General features: G+C 69.9%; 17 protein-coding genes. 1 reads left to right on the top strand and 16 read right to left on the bottom strand.

Annotated features, from left to right (window positions below; all coding sequences use genetic code 11):
• Positions 1-143 precede the first annotated feature (143 nt).
• The gene (locus ACIQU3_RS02825; RefSeq protein ID WP_403923135.1) at positions 144-542 is read left to right on the top strand and encodes a DUF192 domain-containing protein; all 399 of its coding nucleotides are present in this window, start codon (positions 144-146) and stop codon (positions 540-542) included.
• 32 nt (positions 543-574) lie between these two features.
• Here ACIQU3_RS02825 and ACIQU3_RS02820 read toward each other — a convergent pair whose 3' ends face one another.
• The 16 genes from ACIQU3_RS02820 to ACIQU3_RS02745 form a co-directional block, all read right to left on the bottom strand.
• Positions 575-1,894 (bottom strand): hypothetical protein, encoded by a 1,320-nt coding sequence (locus tag ACIQU3_RS02820; protein ID WP_403923133.1) that lies wholly within the window; start codon positions 1,892-1,894, stop codon positions 575-577.
• 46 nt (positions 1,895-1,940) lie between these two features.
• A complete protein-coding gene (locus ACIQU3_RS02815) occupies positions 1,941-4,475 on the bottom strand; it encodes a hypothetical protein (RefSeq protein ID WP_403923131.1) in 2,535 nt (844 codons plus the stop codon).
• A gap of 201 nt (positions 4,476-4,676) precedes the next feature.
• Positions 4,677-5,327: an OmpA family protein gene (locus tag ACIQU3_RS02810; protein ID WP_403923129.1), complete on the bottom strand. Its 651-nt coding sequence runs from the start codon at positions 5,325-5,327 to the stop codon at positions 4,677-4,679.
• A gap of 8 nt (positions 5,328-5,335) precedes the next feature.
• Positions 5,336-5,917: a hypothetical protein gene (locus tag ACIQU3_RS02805; RefSeq protein ID WP_403923127.1), complete on the bottom strand. Its 582-nt coding sequence runs from the start codon at positions 5,915-5,917 to the stop codon at positions 5,336-5,338.
• 34 nt (positions 5,918-5,951) lie between these two features.
• Entirely contained in the window at positions 5,952-6,554 is a 603-nt protein-coding gene (locus ACIQU3_RS02800) for a pilus assembly protein TadG-related protein (RefSeq protein WP_403923125.1), read from the bottom strand.
• Positions 6,551-6,784: a Flp family type IVb pilin gene (locus ACIQU3_RS02795; RefSeq protein WP_403923123.1), complete on the bottom strand. Its 234-nt coding sequence runs from the start codon at positions 6,782-6,784 to the stop codon at positions 6,551-6,553. Before ACIQU3_RS02795 ends, ACIQU3_RS02800 begins: the two co-directional genes overlap by 4 nt.
• 145 nt (positions 6,785-6,929) lie before the next feature.
• Entirely contained in the window at positions 6,930-7,904 is a 975-nt protein-coding gene (locus ACIQU3_RS02790) for a response regulator (RefSeq protein ID WP_403923122.1), read from the bottom strand.
• 26 nt (positions 7,905-7,930) lie between these two features.
• On the bottom strand, positions 7,931-9,124 hold the full coding sequence (locus ACIQU3_RS02785) for a sensor histidine kinase (protein ID WP_403923222.1): 1,194 nt from the start codon (positions 9,122-9,124) through the stop codon (positions 7,931-7,933).
• 651 nt (positions 9,125-9,775) lie between these two features.
• On the bottom strand, positions 9,776-10,663 hold the full coding sequence (locus ACIQU3_RS02780; protein ID WP_403923120.1) for a DUF5936 domain-containing protein: 888 nt from the start codon (positions 10,661-10,663) through the stop codon (positions 9,776-9,778).
• Positions 10,664-10,679: 16 nt separating this feature from the next.
• On the bottom strand, positions 10,680-11,624 hold the full coding sequence (locus ACIQU3_RS02775) for a type II secretion system F family protein (RefSeq protein WP_403923118.1): 945 nt from the start codon (positions 11,622-11,624) through the stop codon (positions 10,680-10,682).
• Between the two features lie 9 nt (positions 11,625-11,633).
• Positions 11,634-12,971 carry a CpaF family protein gene (locus tag ACIQU3_RS02770; protein WP_403725105.1) on the bottom strand — a complete coding sequence of 446 codons (1,338 nt, stop codon included), beginning with the start codon at positions 12,969-12,971 and terminating at the stop codon, positions 11,634-11,636.
• Positions 12,972-12,996: 25 nt separating this feature from the next.
• A complete protein-coding gene (locus ACIQU3_RS02765) occupies positions 12,997-13,353 on the bottom strand; it encodes a TadE/TadG family type IV pilus assembly protein (protein ID WP_403725102.1) in 357 nt (118 codons plus the stop codon).
• Between the two features lies 1 nt (position 13,354).
• Complete coding sequence (locus ACIQU3_RS02760; protein ID WP_403725628.1) at positions 13,355-13,681, bottom strand: pilus assembly protein; 327 nt, start codon at positions 13,679-13,681, stop codon at positions 13,355-13,357.
• A 53-nt stretch (positions 13,682-13,734) separates the two neighbouring features.
• Complete coding sequence (locus ACIQU3_RS02755) at positions 13,735-14,967, bottom strand: CpaE family protein (protein WP_403725098.1); 1,233 nt, start codon at positions 14,965-14,967, stop codon at positions 13,735-13,737.
• Between the two features lie 9 nt (positions 14,968-14,976).
• Positions 14,977-15,684: a Flp pilus assembly protein CpaB gene (gene cpaB / locus ACIQU3_RS02750; protein ID WP_403725091.1), complete on the bottom strand. Its 708-nt coding sequence runs from the start codon at positions 15,682-15,684 to the stop codon at positions 14,977-14,979.
• Between the two features lie 68 nt (positions 15,685-15,752).
• Positions 15,753-16,586, bottom strand: a complete 834-nt coding sequence (locus ACIQU3_RS02745; protein ID WP_403725624.1) for a hypothetical protein — start codon at positions 16,584-16,586, stop codon at positions 15,753-15,755.
• Positions 16,587-16,952 lie beyond the last annotated feature (366 nt).

The following is a 16,952-nucleotide window of genomic DNA, read 5'->3' as shown; positions in this document are numbered from 1 at the left end:
GCTCCCGCGCAGGGCGTTTCAGTCAGGAACCAGCAAAGAGCCTGCCCCCGTTGGGCCCGTGGGCCCATGTGAGGGGCTGTCGGATCCGGATACGTTCGGGGCCGTGGAGCCACGGACGGGTGGCACGGTCGGAGGGGGTCCGGATGGGCCGGCGTTGGCGGGACGGGCGTGGGGAACTGGTCGTGCACGGAGGTGACGGAGAGCCGCCCGTGCGGGTCCCGCTGGAGGTCGCCACCTCCTACCGGGCGCGGACCAAGGGACTGTTGGGGCGGGACGCCCTCGACGGGGCGCTCCTGCTCTCCCCCGCCAACAGCGTGCACACCTTCCGCATGCGCATGCCCATCGATGTCGCCTATCTCGATCGCAGCCTGCGCGTCATCACCGTCCGCACCATGCGTCCGGGGCGGCTGGGGATGCCTCGCCTGCGGGCCCGCCATGTGGTCGAGGCGATGGCCGGGGAGATGGGTGAGTGGGGGATGCGCGCAGGGGTGCGGGTGGAGATCGTCGTACCGGCGGCGAACGGATGGTCACTTCCCCCGTGACTGACCGCGGAAGGCGTACGACGGGGAGGCGGCTATGGCGCCCATTGCTGCACGGTATCCCTCGTCGTGGTCGGCAGGCTCGGGTCGTGGGCCAGTCGCGCCAGGGCTTCTCGGCTACCCGGCACGTCGTCCGTGCGGTGGAGGAACCAGATGGCCTCCTGTACCGCGCTGCCGTGCCGGGCGCACCGCTCGGCGAGTTCCGCAGCCCAGAGGGCCGCTGCCGAAGGAACCGCCGGTTCCTTGTCGCCCACAGCTCCTGTGCCTTGGGGGAGGTCGGCGAGCCAGCGGAAGACGGCTGCGGTGACCCGGTCAGCGATCCTCTCGCACCAGACCTTGGCGAAGCACGCGGCGTCGATGCCTCGAAGTTCGAACCCCAGCGACTCGCACTCGCGCCACGCCTCGTTCATGCGCTCGCGCGTGACCAGCCGTGGGTAGGGCATCAGAGCGCGCACCACCTCAGCGACGGCATTGCGGTCCGCCGGAGCATCAGCGCACATCCGCGCGTCGTCCGACACCCGCTCGACAGTCAGACACGCCTCCAGTGCTGAACGCGCCTGGGCGAGGCTCCGGGAATCCGGCTCGGTGTCGCCCCAGCCGAAGTCGTCCTGCCAAGAACACGGGAGATCCTGCAGCCCTGCGGGCAGCAACGGCTCCTCGTCGCGGGTCGCCTCCTGGGCACGCGCGTCGTACACCGGACGGCGCATCCCGAGAAGCCGGGAACGCACATACGGGCGGAAGTCCCGGACCTCGTCGGCGGTCACGAGCTCCCGCAGGGCCTGTTCGCCGCGCGGACGACCGAGCGAGACGAGCAGGCGCACCGCTGCCTCGACCGCCATGCCAACCCGCACGAACGCGGCCGCGAGCAGCGCGACGTCGTGACGCTCCTCGTGGTCCAGCGATCCGGCGGTCGTCGCGCGCTCGAGGAAAGCAAAGGCGTCGTGCGCCAGCGCCTGCCGCACCGAGGCGGCCCATTCCGCCGCCGTCCTGTCGATCCACTCTTCGGTCGGCGGCTCAGGCACCGTGGGGATCCCCATGTCAGCCCACACCCCGACCACCTGCGCCACCCGCTCCCGGGTGACCTGGGACGTGGTCGGCATGATTCCGGTCAGCCAGGCGTCCGCCTCGTCCAGGATGTGGTCGTCGCGGTCGTCGTAGAAGTCCCGTAGTTCCTCGTCCCAGTCGTGCACACTCTGCCGTCGGTCGGGCAGGCACGCGCGCAGCACCTGCCGTGCCTGCTCGAGTGTCTCCCCCCTGGGGGCAAGTGCCTCCAGAGCTTGAGACCTGCGGTATGTCAGATCGTGCCAAGGCGGTGGCAGCTCGCGCATGGCGGCGGGCAGCAGGTAAGTGTCCACAAGTCGCTCTCCGTCCGTGCCCCTGCAGCTTCCCGAGACGCTGACGTCATGAGATACCCAGGTAATCCATCGCTTCCTTCGGATCCTTCATCCTGGACCAATCCATCGTCCCAGTCTGCTTCCGGGCCTGGATCTCCGCCTCCATCCGCTTGAGCTGACTCGGGGAAATGTCCGTCCCCGCGATCCGTACGGGCACCCCGTTCTTCGCCATTGTTCCGGCCGGTGTCCCTTCGGGCTTGTACTTGACGCCGTCCCGCTTTCCGCTCTTGTAGCCGCTGAAGATATTGGTCCATTTCTCGGTGGTCTCGATCTCGACTCGAGTGGCCCTGCCCGGGCCGCCCTTCCCCGCCCATGCGGCCAGATCTTCGACCTGCCGTTCGAAGTCGGCCTTGATGGTGGCATTACCCGTGTTCTTGACCTCCACGGCGTGAACCTTGCTGTCCTTGCCCCGGTAGAGAACATCGGCGTCGTTGATCTCGGAGATGTTCACCGTTTCGCCGTTGCCGAGGTCGACGTTCTCCTTACCGAAGTCCTTGCCGACAGCAGTGTGCACGGTCGTGCCGGGTGCTGCGTCGTTGTCTGCGGCCCGCTGGACAGCGTTGAGCTCGGCACGTGCCTGGCTGAGTTCGTCTGTGTTCTTGGCGTTCGTGACCTTGCTGGTCAGCGACGAACGTGCCTCCTTGGAGATGCTCTTCGTCCCGGCCAGTTTGGAGATCTCGTCCAGCGCCCGGGCGGCCTCCTCCTTGCCGATCTCCTTCTTGTCCGGGTCCGGGTCGTCCTTTGCCCGCTGAACGAACTCGTCGATCTTCCGCGGTGCGTGCGGGACGCCCTCGTCCTCAAGTGTCTTCCTGGCGGCCTCCTGGCGGTCCGCCAACTCGGCCCCGTCCGCGACCCTGCCCGCCTCGTCCGCCTTTTCCCGGGCATCCTGGGCCCCCTCCTTGGCCTCCTCGTCGCAGCCACCCTCGGCGAGGATGACGTACGGGGAGTCGGACGGGCCGGCGGCGAGGACCGTGGTGCCTGCGCCGGAGGAGCCGGTGAGGAGGCCGGTGGTGATCCCGGGCGGGTTGCCGCCGTACGGGATCCGGCGAGCCGGCGCAGCGATGGTGCAGCCCGACTCTCGGGCCTTGTCCTCGGCCGCGTCCGCGGCCTCGTCGGCATCCTTCGCCGCCTTCCGAGCGCCGTCGGCATCGCCCGCCTCGGCGGCCTTGCGGGCCTTGTCCGCCGCGTCCGTCGCCTTGTCGAGGGCTTCACCGACATCGGCCAGCTTCTTGAACTTGGTGAACTTCGTGATGGTCTTCGGGCTGAAGATGCCGACGACGTTGACCACCGTGTTGCCGATGGAGGCCCCGTAGTTGCCCTTCTCCCAGTTCTCCTTGTCGACGAGCGTGTCGGTCGCCAGGTCGGACACGAAGTCCTCGGGCGAATTGACCCAGCCCCATACGGAGGAGAGGTAGTTCCCCTTGTCCCACTCCTCGCCCAGTTCGTCGGCCTTTCCACCCCACCAGTCCGTGGTGTAGCCCTTCAGGCCGTTCCAGGTGTCCTTGACCGAGCCGACCGGGTCGCTGACGACGTCCATGGTGTCGGCCAGGAAGCTTTTGGTCGGGGCCACGAAGAAGCCCCGGACATGGTCCATGAAGGTCCTGTCGTGGCGTTCCTGGTCATGTACGTCGCCCCAGAGGGACTTGTCCTCGAACGAGCCCGGAGCGAGGGGGACCGTGTCGTTCGAGCCCGCGCCGTCGTAGGTGATGATCCGGGTCGACCAGGCCGGACCGCCGCCGCTGTCGTCGCCGCCCGTACCGCGGCCGGCACCCGTGTCCGTCCGGCCACCCGGATCACCCGGGGTGGCCGGGTCGTCGCCTTCGGCACCCGTCTCACCATCCGCGCGTGAACCACCGTCCGCGTTCGCGGCGCCGTCCGGGTCCGTGTCGTTGCCGCCGTCGGCGCCGGTGGCCGAACCGTCGGGCCGCTCACCATCGCTCTCCCCGGCCGCACCCGTCTCCGTACCGTCGCCCTGCGGAGCGGCGGGGCAGGCCGTGCCCGTGACGGAGCAGACGGCCGACTGGATGCCGTCGGCGATGCGGCCGCCGAGGCCGCCCACCGAGAGCGCCAGGATGATCGCCGCGACCACCGCGATGAGGCCCGCGTACTCCACCGCGGTCTGGCCCTCGTCCCGTCGCCAGCGGATCATTCTTTCCAGGCTGAACGGCCGCCGCTCCTCCCTGTCCTGGGGAGCGGTCTCGAACCACTCACGCGAGCGAGCCCGGCGCAACAACACGATGACCGCCACCGGCATCGCCGCCTGCGTGATGCCCCGCGGGTCACCCTGCAGCAGCGTGCCGAACGACAGCCATACGATCCACGCCTGTACGGCGATGAGTGCGCGGCTGGTCCACACCCCGCCCCGCCACAGGCGCCGGGCCAAATAGACACCGGCCACGCTGGGCAGTGAGTCGTACGCCAGGATTCCGAAGATCTCCCCGGAGTGGTACGTCACCACCGACAGCACGGTGACCACGTACAGCACCGTCAGCGCGAACTGCGCCCACAGCAGTACCTGCGCCCAGCCCAGCTCCCTCGGCAACGGCGAACGCCGTTCCCAGGACGGGCTGTTCTGTGCACCCCCCGACCCGAACGGGGGTATCCGGTTAGCGGCAGGGGACATGCGCGACCTCAGCTCAGCTCGATATACGGCCGTTCAGGACGGACATCGAGCCGAGGCTAAGGAACGTCGATCACTCACGCATGGGCCCGTGGCCCCAACCCCGGGCCCACTTTCCCCGGCTCAGCTCTCCTCGCGGGGGAAGGAGACCTCTACCCGGCGGTTCTTCTTGCGGCCGGTCTCCGTGGAGTTGTCGGCGATGGGGTACTGCTCGCCGTAGCCGCGGACCTCGTAGGTGACGTTGGAGGCGGTCAGTTCCTGGTCGAGGACGTTCTGTACGGCGTCGGCTCGTTTCCTGGAGAGGACGTCGCCGTGAGCGGAGGAGCCGAGGTTGTCCGTGAAGCCGAAGACGCGGATCTTCGTGGCGTTCTGCGTCTTGATCTCCTCGGCGATCGCGGAGATGCGTGCCTTGGCCTGGGCACCGAGCTTCGCGCTGTCCTTGCCGAAGAGGACCTCGGCCTGGAGGGCGAACTTGACGTCGGCGTTGGTGTCCTCGCGTCGTTCGTCGCCGCTTTGGTCTTCTACGACCTGCTTGATGTCGAGGACTTTGGGTTCGGCGAGGGTGGCGCCCTCGGGGAGCTTCAGGTCGGGGTCGTTGGGGTCGACCTCGACGGGGGCGGAAGCGGAGGCCTCGGTGCCGGGGGGCACGCCGGGGGTTTCGTCGGCGTGCGCCGAGAGGGCGCCGTAGATGTTCGTGGCGACCATGAGGGAAGCGGCGGTGAGGACCAGAGTGAGGCGTGGAGTCGCCGTCCGGGTTCGAGTGCGGGATTTCATGACCGGCCTCACCCGGAGATCTTGATGGTGCCGCTGGAGAACGTCGGGACCTGGAGGGTGACGTCGGTCGCGCTCGCGGGTGGTGTGGGGAACTGGATGAAGACAGGGATGGTCTGCCCGGACTGGATCGTGGTGAGACCCGTCGTGGTCAATGGCCGTCCATCAGTATCGCGCAGTACGTAGTAGCGCTTCTTTCCCTTGGAGTCCACGAGCGTCGCGCCACCTAGTGACGTGCCGTGCTTGAGGATCTCCGTCTCATCACCACGCAGTTCGGCAGGGATGGTCACGGAACCTGAACCGTCGTTCTTGAACTGGCCGTTCACGGTGAGGAAGCCGCCCGTGTCCCGCTGGGCCGACATGATCTGAAGAAGTAGCCCGTCCTTGCCCTTGAGTTCCGCCAGCGGCGCCTCGGTCTTGCCCTCCTGAGCGCTGGGTGCGGAGCCGCGGTCCTTGGAGGAAGAGGCCGAGGTATCCGGCTTCTTGTCGTCGCCACTACCACCGCCGCAGCCGGCCGCGCCCAGGGCCAGTCCGGCCGCCATGGTCAACGCGACCATCCTCCTGCGGGCCCTCTCAGTGAACCGCATGCTCATCTCTCCGCTTCCTTCATCACTCGTCGTTTGCTTCTCAGTCGGCCAGGTGGACGTCGAAAAGATCCTCAGGCTCCGGAAGCTCGGTGAGATCGTCCGGCTTCAGGTCCCAGTTCTTGCCGTCGCACGTAAGGCGAGGGAGCACGTCATCCCCTGCATCCTCGGCGAGAGGCTTGAACTCACAGCGAGGTTCGATGACGGCCGTGGCGGTCGCACGCGACTTCTTCTGCGCCGTGGCGGGGACTATGGACTCCCCCATGGGCTTACGGGTCTGCACGAGCACTTCGTAACCCAAGGGCACTCCTGCGCCCGAGCACCCCTGGACATCGGCATCGTTCCGATCCGCGAGCTGATGCGCGCGTGAGCACGGGTCGCCTGCCAGCTGTACGTCGCCGTTGAAGATGTCCCACCACTTGTCGGGGTCGAGAACGGCCTCGACCCACTTGCCTGCGAGCTGCTCCCGGGCGTCCTGGGCCGCTGCGAGTGCCGCGGCGTCAGCAGCCGTCTGAGCGCCACCCCGGTTCACCGTGGCCTGGCCGACCGCGAAGTACGCGAGCGCGAGAAAGAGCAGGCCCCCCACCACCGTGATGTAGATGGGGAAGGCCTGCCCTGCGTCGCCGTACCTGCGAGGTCGCGTCAATTCCCGACCCGGTCGATCAAGGTCGTGATCTTGTTGAGGATCGTCGTCCCGATGCTGGTACCCGTGATCGCCAGCACGATCGCCACCACCACAGCGATGATGCCCAGGTACTCGACCGCCGTCTGGCCCTTGTCGGCGGTGCGGCGGTGCATCGCCTCGACCGTCGTGTTCTTCCAGCCGTTCACACGGACCTTGGTCGCGACGGCGGTCTTCAGCATCAGGTCGCTCATGGTGTTCCCCTCCGGTTTCGGCTGTGTCGCTTTCGACACGAGGAACGTACGGCGCAAGGCCCTGTCCGCCAGAGGGCCCCTGGGCCCAATTCCGGGCCCAATCGCTCGGGCCCAACGGGTTGTTGCCCCATCGCGTCATCGGAGGTCACCCCAGTCCCCGGTGTGAATCCGGCGCCGTGCCGATCCACTTCGCTGCGGCCTCGGCGCGGCTGGTGCTGTGGAGCTTGGCGAAGATGCGGTTGATGTGGTTCTTGACGGTCTTCTCACTGATGAAGCACGTGGCGGCGATCTGCTGGTTGTTCATGCCGGACGCGATGAGGTCCATGATCTCCGCCTCCCTCGTGCTCAGTTGGAACCGCGACCTGTCGGGAGCAGCCGGGCGGCCACTCGTCCACTCAGACGAAGACTGTCCCACATGCGGTTGCACTTGCGAAAGGTTTTCTGGAGAAATGGGTACGGGAGGGGCCGCGGACGGCTGCAAAGGTACTGCTGGCATGCCTAGTTGAGGTTGCGTATACGGTTTTGCGGAGGTGGAAATTCCGTATGCAGTCGCACTCGATGACTGGCCCAGGCCGTCCGGAAGGGGCCCCGTCGGGGCCGGGGCCGGATCCCTGCGGAGCTGGGCCAGCAGGGCGCCCGCCGCCGTGGGGGTGAAGTGGGCCCGGCCCTCCTTGATGTCCCGTACGGCGTCGACCAGCTGGTCGGCCGTGAACTCGCCGTGGACCAGGTAGCCGCCCGCTCCCCGGCGCAGGGCCTCCTGGACGATCTCCGACTCCCTGCTGTAGGTCAGCATCACCACCGGCGCGATCTGTACGAGGTAGGGCAGGGCCGAGATGCCGTCCACGCCGGGCATGCGGACGTCCAGGAGGACGACGTCCGGGCGGTGCTGACGAGCTGCCTCGTAGGCCTGGCGGCCGTCGGCGGCCTCCGCCACGACCTCGATGTCGGCGCGGCCGGAGAGCAGTGCGGTGAGACCCGCGCGGACCACGGGGTTGTCGTCCGCCACGACGACGCGGAGGCGACGGGCCGGGCCGGGCTGCCGCGGGAGCGGCAGGTCGGCGAACGGGTGGGGCGGTGGCGGCTGCGGGGCGCCGGTGGGGTGGGGCGTCTGGTCCGGCATCGGGGGCCTCCTCTCAGGTCGTTGGGTCATGCGGTGGGGGTGGTCAGGGCGGCCAGGGGGAGCTCCAGACGGACCTCCGTGCCCTGGGAGTGGCCGCCGCGGCCTATGCGGATGCGGGCGCCCACCGAGGCGGCCCGCTCCACCATGCCGACCAGGCCGAAGTGACCGGCCCGGCGCAGTTGTACGAGGGTGGTGCCGGGCGGGAGGCCGCGGCCGTCGTCGTGGACGCTGATGCGGAGCAGGTCGCCGTGGACACCCGCACTGACGTCGACTCGGGTCGGATGGGCGTGCCGGTGGGCGTTCTCCATGGCCTCCGAGGCGATGGTCAGCAGTTGGCGGGCCACGGCCGGGGGGACGGGGGGCACGGCGTGCGCGCCGGTGGGGCGGTAGACCGCCGTCAGGCCGGTGCGGGCGCTGAAGTCGCGGGTACGGGCCGCCAGTTCGACCAGGACGTCCGTGGCTTGGGAGGGGTCCGACTCGCGGCGCAGGTCGGCCAGGAGTTCCCGGGACTCCGCGGCGGCCCGGCGGGCCGAACGGGCGACCAGTGCCGCCTGCTGTCTCACCACGGCCGGGTCCATGCGGTCGGAGTTCGCCGAGGTGGTCAGGCCGTCGGCGGCCAGGGCCACGCCGTGCAGGGTCTTCGCGACCGAGTCGTGCATCTCGCGGGCCAGACGGGCCCGTTCGGCGCTGACGGCCTCCGTCACGGCGAGACGGGCCTGGACGGTGGTGAGGGCCTGGGTGGCGGCGCCGAAGCGGAGCATGAGGTTGCGGAGGCTGGAGCCGACGGCACCGGCGACGACACACAGGCCGGGCAGGAGTGCGGACTCGGTGATGCCGGGCGCCGGGTTCTCCTGTGCCGCGTGGATGAGCAGCAGCAGGAGGGCCTGGAGGGAGGCGAAGACGGCCGCGCCGCGCCAGCCGTAGACCAGGCCGGCCAGGAGGGGGGTGCAGACGCTGACGTAGGCGAGGGTGCTGTCGGGGCCTGCGGCGATGAGGAGCAGGGCGCCGAGGAGGGTGTCCACGGCGAGGAGGGAGGGGTGGCGCAGGAGGAGGGGGCCGAAGCGTTCCCAGTCCCTGAAGAGGACGTAGGAGGTCATGAAGGTGATGACCACGGCCGCGCCGACGAGGCGGGTGGGAAGGCCGTCGTTGGCGTTGACGAGGGCGGTGGGCGTCGCCAGCGCGATCATGGCCAGCCGGAAGCCGAAGACCTGACGGCACATGGCCTGCAGGGCGTTGACCTGGATGTCGATCGCGGGGCCGGTGGTGCCGGTGGCCCCCGGGGCCTCGGCCCGGCCCCGGTCGGCTTGGTCGGCTCGGTTCCCGACGGCAGCGCCCGGGCGATCCCCGTCGCCGGCTGCGGGCGGCCCCTCCGGGGACACTGCGCCCACGGCGTCCGGACGTCCGGTCTCAGGGTGCTCCGACCCTGCGCCGGCCTTCCGCGGCCGACCGCCGGCCGATCCCCCCGCCGACCCGCGCGCCACCTCCCCGGCCGTCGGCACCGGGCTCTGCGACGGAGTCACCGCCGGGGACGGAGTCAGCGCCGGGGACGGAGTCAGCGCCGGGGACGGAGTCAGCGCCGGGTCCGGAGCGACCGCCGCGTTCGTGGAATGCACCGTCGGCTGTCGTCGCCCGCCGCCCTTGATCCGCAGGGTCGGCTCACCGCCGACGAGCCCTCCCGCCGCCTCCCAGCCCGGCGGCAGCGCAGGCGTCACCGACGTCACGGGTACGTCCGGCGCGCCCGTGCGGACATGCGCCGGCAGGACCGTACCCGCGGGGGGCGTAGTGATCTCCGGTGTCCGTTCGGCCCGGCGGCGCCGCCGCCCCAGCAGGCCCGTCCGCTCCCCTGTCATCGACATGGCCGTCCCCCTCCCCTACTTGCCCGTCACCGAGCCGAAGTCCGTGCCCGAGCCGAGGATCAGGCCCGCTCCGAGCAGGAGCATCGTGGCCGGGACCATGAAGGTCGTGATCATCATCGTGGCCTTCGGGACGGCCCGGGCCGCCTTGCGGCGGGCGTTCTGCGCATCCGTACGGCGCATGTCCTTGGCGAGGGACACCAGCGTGTCGACGATCGGCGCGCCCAGTTCCTCGCCCTGCTGCAGCGCCGTCACGAACATCGCCACCTGCTCGGAGTCGTTGCGGCGGCGCAGTTCCGCGAAGGCCTGGCGGCGGCTCATGCCGAGGTCCATCTGGCGCAGGGTGATGCGCAGTTCGTCCGCCCAGGGGCCCTCGTAGCGGGAGGCGACCCGGTCCAGCGCCTGGCGGAAGCCGAGTCCGGCGCTGACCACGACCGCCAGGACGTCCAGGAAGTCCGGCAGGGTCCGTTCGATGACGTCCTTGCGGATGCGGATCGCCGACCAGATGCCGACCTCCGTCCAGAACGCGCCGAAGGCCAGCAGGAGCAGGGCGACCAGCAGCTGGCCCCGCATGAGGAAGACCAGGAAACCGACGGCGCCCAGGCAGCCGTAGACCGCGCGCCGTGCCGCGTACCGGTCGATCGTCAGGCCGCCGGGGTTGCCCGCGAGGTCGATCTTGCGGCGGTACTTGGCCACCTGCTTCGGGCCCATCAGGCGCAGGACCGCGGGTGCGTAGCGCATGCCGAGGCGGTCGATGAGCGAGTCGACCGCGCCGGTGCGCGTGGAGCCGACCTCCAGGGCGAGGGCGAGGTCGCCGGGCAGTTTGGCCTCCGCACGGTACATGCGGACGCCGGCGAAGACGCCCCAGACGCTGAGGCCCATCAGCAGGGCGAGGAGCAGTCCCATGGTTGTCTCCTGGCTCTCAGACGTCGATGCGGGACAGACGGCGGATGAGGACGAAGCCGACGGCGTAGAGCGAGAAGGCGATGATGACCGCCGCCTGGCCGAAGGAGGAGCCGGTCATGCGGTCCAGGGCGCCGTCCTTCACCCCGTTCATCAGGAACAGGGAGCCGACGCCGAGCACTGGCACCGCGTACGACGTCATGTTGACCTGGGAGAGCTGGGTGCGGACCTCGCGCCGGGTCTCCTTGCGTTCCTCCAGCGTCTCCGTCAGGTTGCGCAGGGCGCTGACGACCTGGCCGCCCGCCCGGTTGGACAGGACCAGTGTGGTGACGAGGACGACCAGTTCACGGGACGGCAGACGGTCCGCCAGCTCGCCCAGGGCGTCGTCCATCGAGGCGCCGACGGCCAGCTGTGCCGCCACCTTGCCCAGTTCCTCACCCGCCGGGGCCTCCATCTCCTCGGCGGCCATGCCGATCGCCGTGCGCAGGGCGAGTCCCGCCTGCGTGGCGTTGGCGAGGATCCGGGCCATCTCGGGAAGCTGGTTGATGAACTTCTCGATGCGTTTCTGGCGCTGCCAGTTGAGGAACTGCACGGCGACACCGATGCCGAGCAGCCCCGCCAGCGGTCCGAAGAACGGTGCCAGGGCGGCCTGGCCGATCAGCCACAGGCCCGCGACCGTGGCGAGCATGTAGACGAAGAACTCGCCGGGGGTGATGTCCAGGCCGGTCGCCGCCAGGCGCAGTTCGAGCTTCTTGCCGAGCCTGGTGCGCCGCAGCCTGCGGTCGATGCCGCGGAAGTTGCGGCGCCGGCCGCCCGCCGGGACCTGGCCGGTGGCGGACAGGCGGTCCACCAGGGCCTGCCGCTGTGCCTTGCCCATGGCGTAGGAGTGCAGGCCGGCGACCACGAGGACGCAGGTCAGCAGGGTGATGCCGGTGGTGAGCGTGATGAGCGGTTGCAGTTCCATCGGTCGGTCCTACCTGGCTTCTCGGGTGGCTAGCTGGTCCGCCGTCCGGGCGATGCCGAACGCCTGGGGAAGGGGCTGGCTCGCCATGTAGAGGCGGTCGGCTGTGCGGCGCGGTAGCGGGAAGTACTCGAAGACGCCGTGGATACGGCCGTCGGAGGTCATGGGCTGCGCGTGGAAGCGGGCGACCGTGACCAGCCGGTACGGGTCGCTGCCGTGGCTGTCCATCAGCGCGATCTCGGTGATGCGGCGGGCGCCGTCCGCGAACCGGGTCAGCTGCACGATGACGTCGACCGCGCTGTTGATCTGGTCGTGCAGCGCCACGAAGGGGATCTCCACGTCCGACATGGACGCCAGGGTCTGCAGCCGCATCAGCGCGTCCTCGGCGCTGTTGGCGTGGACGGTGGCGAGGGATCCGTCGTGGCCGGTGGACATCGCCTGGAGCATGTCGAGGGACTCGCCGCCGCGGACCTCACCGACGACGATCCGGTCGGGGCGCATGCGCAGGGAGTTGCGGACGAGGTCGCGGATCGTCACCTGGCCCTTGCCCTCGACGTTGGGCGGGCGGGACTCCAGGCGGATCACGTGCGGCTGCTGGAGCTGGAGTTCGGCGGAGTCCTCGATGGTGATGATGCGTTCGCCTTCGGGGATGAGCCCCGACAGGGCGTTCAGCAGGGTCGTCTTGCCGGTGCCCGTCGCGCCCGAGACGATGATGTTGAACTTCGCCTGCACCAGCCCCGCCAGCAGGTACAGCATGTGCTCGTCGAGCGAGCCGAGGCCGATCAGCTCCTGGAGGGTGAAGGAGCGCGGGAAGCGGCGGATGGTGAGGGTGGCGCCGGTCAGGGACAGCGGCGGGATGATGACGTTGACGCGCTCACCGGAGGGCAGGCGGGCGTCGACCATCGGGTTCGATTCGTCGACCCGGCGGTTGACCGTCGAGACGATGCGCTCGATGGTCTGCATGAGCTGGTCGTTCGAGGCGAAGCGCAGCGGCAGTTGCTCGACCCTGCCGCCGCGCTCCACGAAGATCGCGTCCGGGCCGTTCACCATGATCTCGGTGATGGAGGCGTCCTCCAGGAGCGGCTCCAGGATGCCGAGGCCGAGTGCCTCGTCGACCACCCTGCGGATCAGCTGTGCGCGTTCGACCGTCGACAGGACCGGTCCCTCGCGGCTGATGATGTGTCCCAGCACCCGCTCCAGCCGGGCCCTGCGTTCGGCGGCGGCCAGCGAACTCATCTCCGCGAGGTCGATCTCCTCCAGGAGCTTGGCCCGGTAGGAGGCGACCATGTGGCCGTCCTCGCCCCGGTTGCCTTTCTCCTCGGGGGTGTTGATGCGTGCTCGCAGGCTCATGAGTGCGGTGCTCCTAGCTCTTCTTTCAGTGGTCGCGCGGCATCGTGGCGGTCTTGACGGCCGGGTCGAACTCCCAGCCCGGCACGAGGGACGGGATCTGCACGGTGGCCGTGACCGTCACTTCCTCCCCGCCGATCGACGGGGGGCAGCTCGTTCTGCCGGCCAGCCAACTGCTCACCGCGGCCTTGCAATCCGCCTCGGCCGGCCCTCCCAGCGACGCACTGCGCGCCCCCGCCCGGGCCGCCGTACCGGCCTGTTGTGCCGTGTACGCGATCAGCCCCAGCTGTACGGCCGCCAGGGCGACGAGGAGCAGGATCGGCAGGAAGCCGATGTACTCGATGGCGACTTGGCCGCGGTCGCGGCGCTGACGGCTGTGGAACATCTCAGTCCTCCTCTTCCTCGACCGCACCGGCGTGGCCGTGGACCGTGAACCCGAAGGACAGCGTGCCGGGGAAGAGGACCGGGACCTCCAGGTCCACGTCCGCGGTGACGTAGCCGGTGCCGTCGCACGCCACACTTGCGCCCGACCGCCATGCGTCCGACAGGTGCCTGAGCCCGGCCTCCTCGCACGCGGCCTGCCGCGTTCCCCGCGGCGCCGCCGTCCCCGCACGCACCGCCTCGTCCGCCGCGTTCCCCGCGAGGACGAACGTGTAGCCCACGAGGACGGCCTGCCACAGCGCGATCAGGGTCACGATGATCGTCGGCGTCATCCCGAGGAACTCGATCGTCACCTGACCCTTGTCCCGCTCCCTCAAAGGCACCCTCACCCCTCCTTCCTCCGCCGAAAGCCCCCCGCTCCCCGGCCCCCCTTCTGGGCGCCGTCCGCGGTCTTGACCAGGCCGAGCTCTCCGGCCAGGCCCCACAGGGCCTGCTTCACCGCGCTCTTGTTCTCCAGTTCGTGGATGCGGCCCGCGTCCACGACGCTCTGCAGTTCCTTGAAGTTGGCGGGGACCACGGTGGCCGCGACCTCCGTGCCGGTGATCTTCTGGATCAGGGGCGGCTGGATCTCCGTACCGCGCGAGTGCCGGTTGACGACGACGGTCGTCTCCTCGGCCTTGCGGATCTGCAGCCGGTCCCACATCCGCACGGCCCGTTTCGCGCCCCGTACGGCCACCACGTCCGGCGTGGTGATCAGCAGGGCCCGGTCGGCCATCTCCACGGCGGCCGCGCCGGCGCCGCCGAGCTGGGCGCCGCAGTCGATGACGACGACCTCGTAGCGGGAGCGCAGGGCGCTGACGATCTGCCGGGCGGCGCGGTCGGTGACGTCCTCGCCGCGTTCCCCCTCGGCGGGGGCGAGCAGCAGGGCCACGCCGGTGTCGTGGCGGAAGACCGCGTCGGCGAGGACGCGCGGGGAGATGTCGTTGATCGCGGCGAGGTCGACGACCGAGCGGCGGAACTGGACGTCCAGGTAGGAGGCGATGTCGCCGGTCTGGAGGTCCATGTCGACCAGGGCGGTGCTGCGGCCGGAGGCCTGGGCGGCCAGGGCGAGCTGGATCGCGGTCAGGGTGGTGCCGGTGCCGCCCTTCGCGCCGCTGACCGTGACGACGGTGCCGCCGACGCCGGTGAACACGTCGCCGCCGGCGCCCAGGTGCCGCCGTACGCCGACGGACCACTGGGCGACCGCCTGGACGCGGCTGGCGAGTTCCTCGTAGCTCAGCGGCAGGGCGACCAGGCCGCGGGCGCCGTAGTCCATGGCGGCCTGGAAGAGGCCGGGGCTCGCGTCGGAGGTGACGAGGATGACGCCGACGGCCGGGAAGCGCAGGGCCACTTCGCGGATCAGTTCCAGCGCGGGGACGGGGCCGATCCGTTCGTGGACGATCACGACCTCGGGCAGCTCGTCGACGGACTCCGCGGCCAGCCGCGCGAGGGTGTCGACGAGCTGGGTGGAGTCGACCACGGGCGCGACGGGCTCGGCGTCCGGGAGCTGGCTGAGCAGTGTCGTGACGGACCGGACCGCGTCCGTGTCACCGACTGCCGGGAGGATCCTCGTGGGCATGGCAGCCTCTCACTTGTCCTTCGCGAGTTCGTACGTCCGGTCCCGCTCGGGGACGGTGGTGTCGCTGCCGGGCGCGACGAGGGCGAGGCGGACGCGCTTGGCGAACGACTCGGCGTAGGTGATGCGCTGCGCGTCGAGGGCGGACAGTGCGAAGGTGATGGGGACGGCGTCGGTGGGCTGCTGAGTGCGGTTGCCCTCGTCGGGCTTGAGCGCGGTGAGTTCGCCGACGTCGAGGACCTTGGCGTTGGTGACGATGATCTTCGACTGGTCGGGGTCGCCCTCGCGGGCGCCCTCGAAGGTGGCGTAGACGTTGACCGAGGCGCCGGGAGTGATCTTGCCGGCCACGCCGGTCGCCGCGTCGATCATGATGGCGACCTCCTGCTGGCCGGGCTGGAGGGCCGGCTGGCGGACGATCATGTCGGACTGGAGCAGGGAGCCCGCGCGCAGCGTGGTCACGGCGATCTTGCCCTGTATCTCCCGCAGATCGGTGACCGCGTTGTCGGACAGCCACCGTTCGGGCATCTCGATCTTCTGGAACTGGCCCGTGCTGAGGGTGGTGTAGGGCGGCACGTCGGACTTGAGCCGGTAGGCGGTGACCTCGGGGCCGACCTTCGACTTCACGTCGCTGATGACGGAGAGCACGCCGGCGAAGGCGCCGAGGGCGCAGACGACCGACAGGAGCAGGAGAATCACGCCGCGGCGCTGACGGGAGTTCATGAACCGTACAACCTCGTTGTGGATATCGGTCGAGCGGGATCGGAACGTGCTGATGAGCGGTGTCAGCGTCAGCCGACGGCCGTTCGGTTCTCTGGCTGCTGGTGGGGTGGGCTGTCGTGGGCGGGTGGCATCGCCGAACAGAACACGCAGCGGTCCCCGATGACGTCGATGCCGCACCAGTGGCACCGGCTGCGCCGGACGGAGGTGACCAGCTGGTAGAGGACGGACAGGTCGGGCAGGTAGCTGCAGAACTCGATGAGCCTGCCGGTGCCCCACCAGCCGGGCGATTCGGCCGGGAGCGGGGTCTCGCGCAGCCCCTGCACCTTCCAGGAGGGGGCGAGGGTGCCGGTGACCCAGTCGGACTGGAGCTGTCCCTTGGCGATCAGCATCCAGGTGCCGAACTCGGGCCCGGGCAGGGCGGCTTCGGGGGTGATCCTGACGAGCTGCGGCTCGGGGTGGGCGAGGACGCCGAACTGGCTGCCGGGCACCCAGGACTTGGCATGCGACTTCAGGCCCACGGGGACGCGGTCGAGGCGGGCGACGGAGTTGAGCAGCGCGCCGGCGTGGATGTAGTGGACGAGCAGCCGGCCGGCCGAGGCGAGCACGCCGGGGCTGATGTCGCAGGAGGCGAGCTGACGTAACTGGCGGGCCAGGACGGCCAGTCCGAGGGGCGGCAGGTCCGGCCGGAACAGGGCGATGCGGTCGCTCTCCATGAGCGAGCGCAGGGTGTGCAGCCGTCGCTGCACCGCGGTGGGCGCGGCCGGTGAGCAGACCACGATCACGTGCCCGTGGTGTTCCACCAGGGCCTGCATCTCGGCCAGCGCCTGCTCCAGGGGGCGTCGGTCGACGTCCCGGAGCACGACGGCGGGCAGGGTGCGTTCGTCCTGTGGCGGCAGCGCCATGTCGGCGCCGGTCACGGCAATGGCAGTTGGCACGCGCAGCTCCCCGTTTCCCCATGCCGGTCGGAACGCCGGGTGTCACTCCGGCGCACCGTGTCGACTTCACTGCGTGACTACCTCAGCACTGTATCCACGCCTCTGTGACCGGAGAACAGCGTTTGTGTAGCTGGAGAGCAACTGCCGTTGCACAAGAGGCGTCAAAACGGGGCAGGTTGAGCATCTTGCCGGTCGCCGAGGCGCGTCCGGGGCGGCCCCGTGCGGTGGGCCCAGCGGGCCCAGTGGTGACGGTGGGCCTTCGTTTGGGCCCTGAGGCCCACGCCTGACGCAGCGTCGCGTACCTACGCTCGCCGTCCGGAAAGCACACACGGC

Source organism: Streptomyces sp. NPDC101110 (assembly GCF_044759525.1).
Lineage (GTDB): Bacteria > Actinomycetota > Actinomycetes > Streptomycetales > Streptomycetaceae > Streptomyces.
The sequence above is the reverse complement of the archived record's forward strand: the minus strand, read 5'-3'. Positions and strand labels throughout refer to the sequence as shown.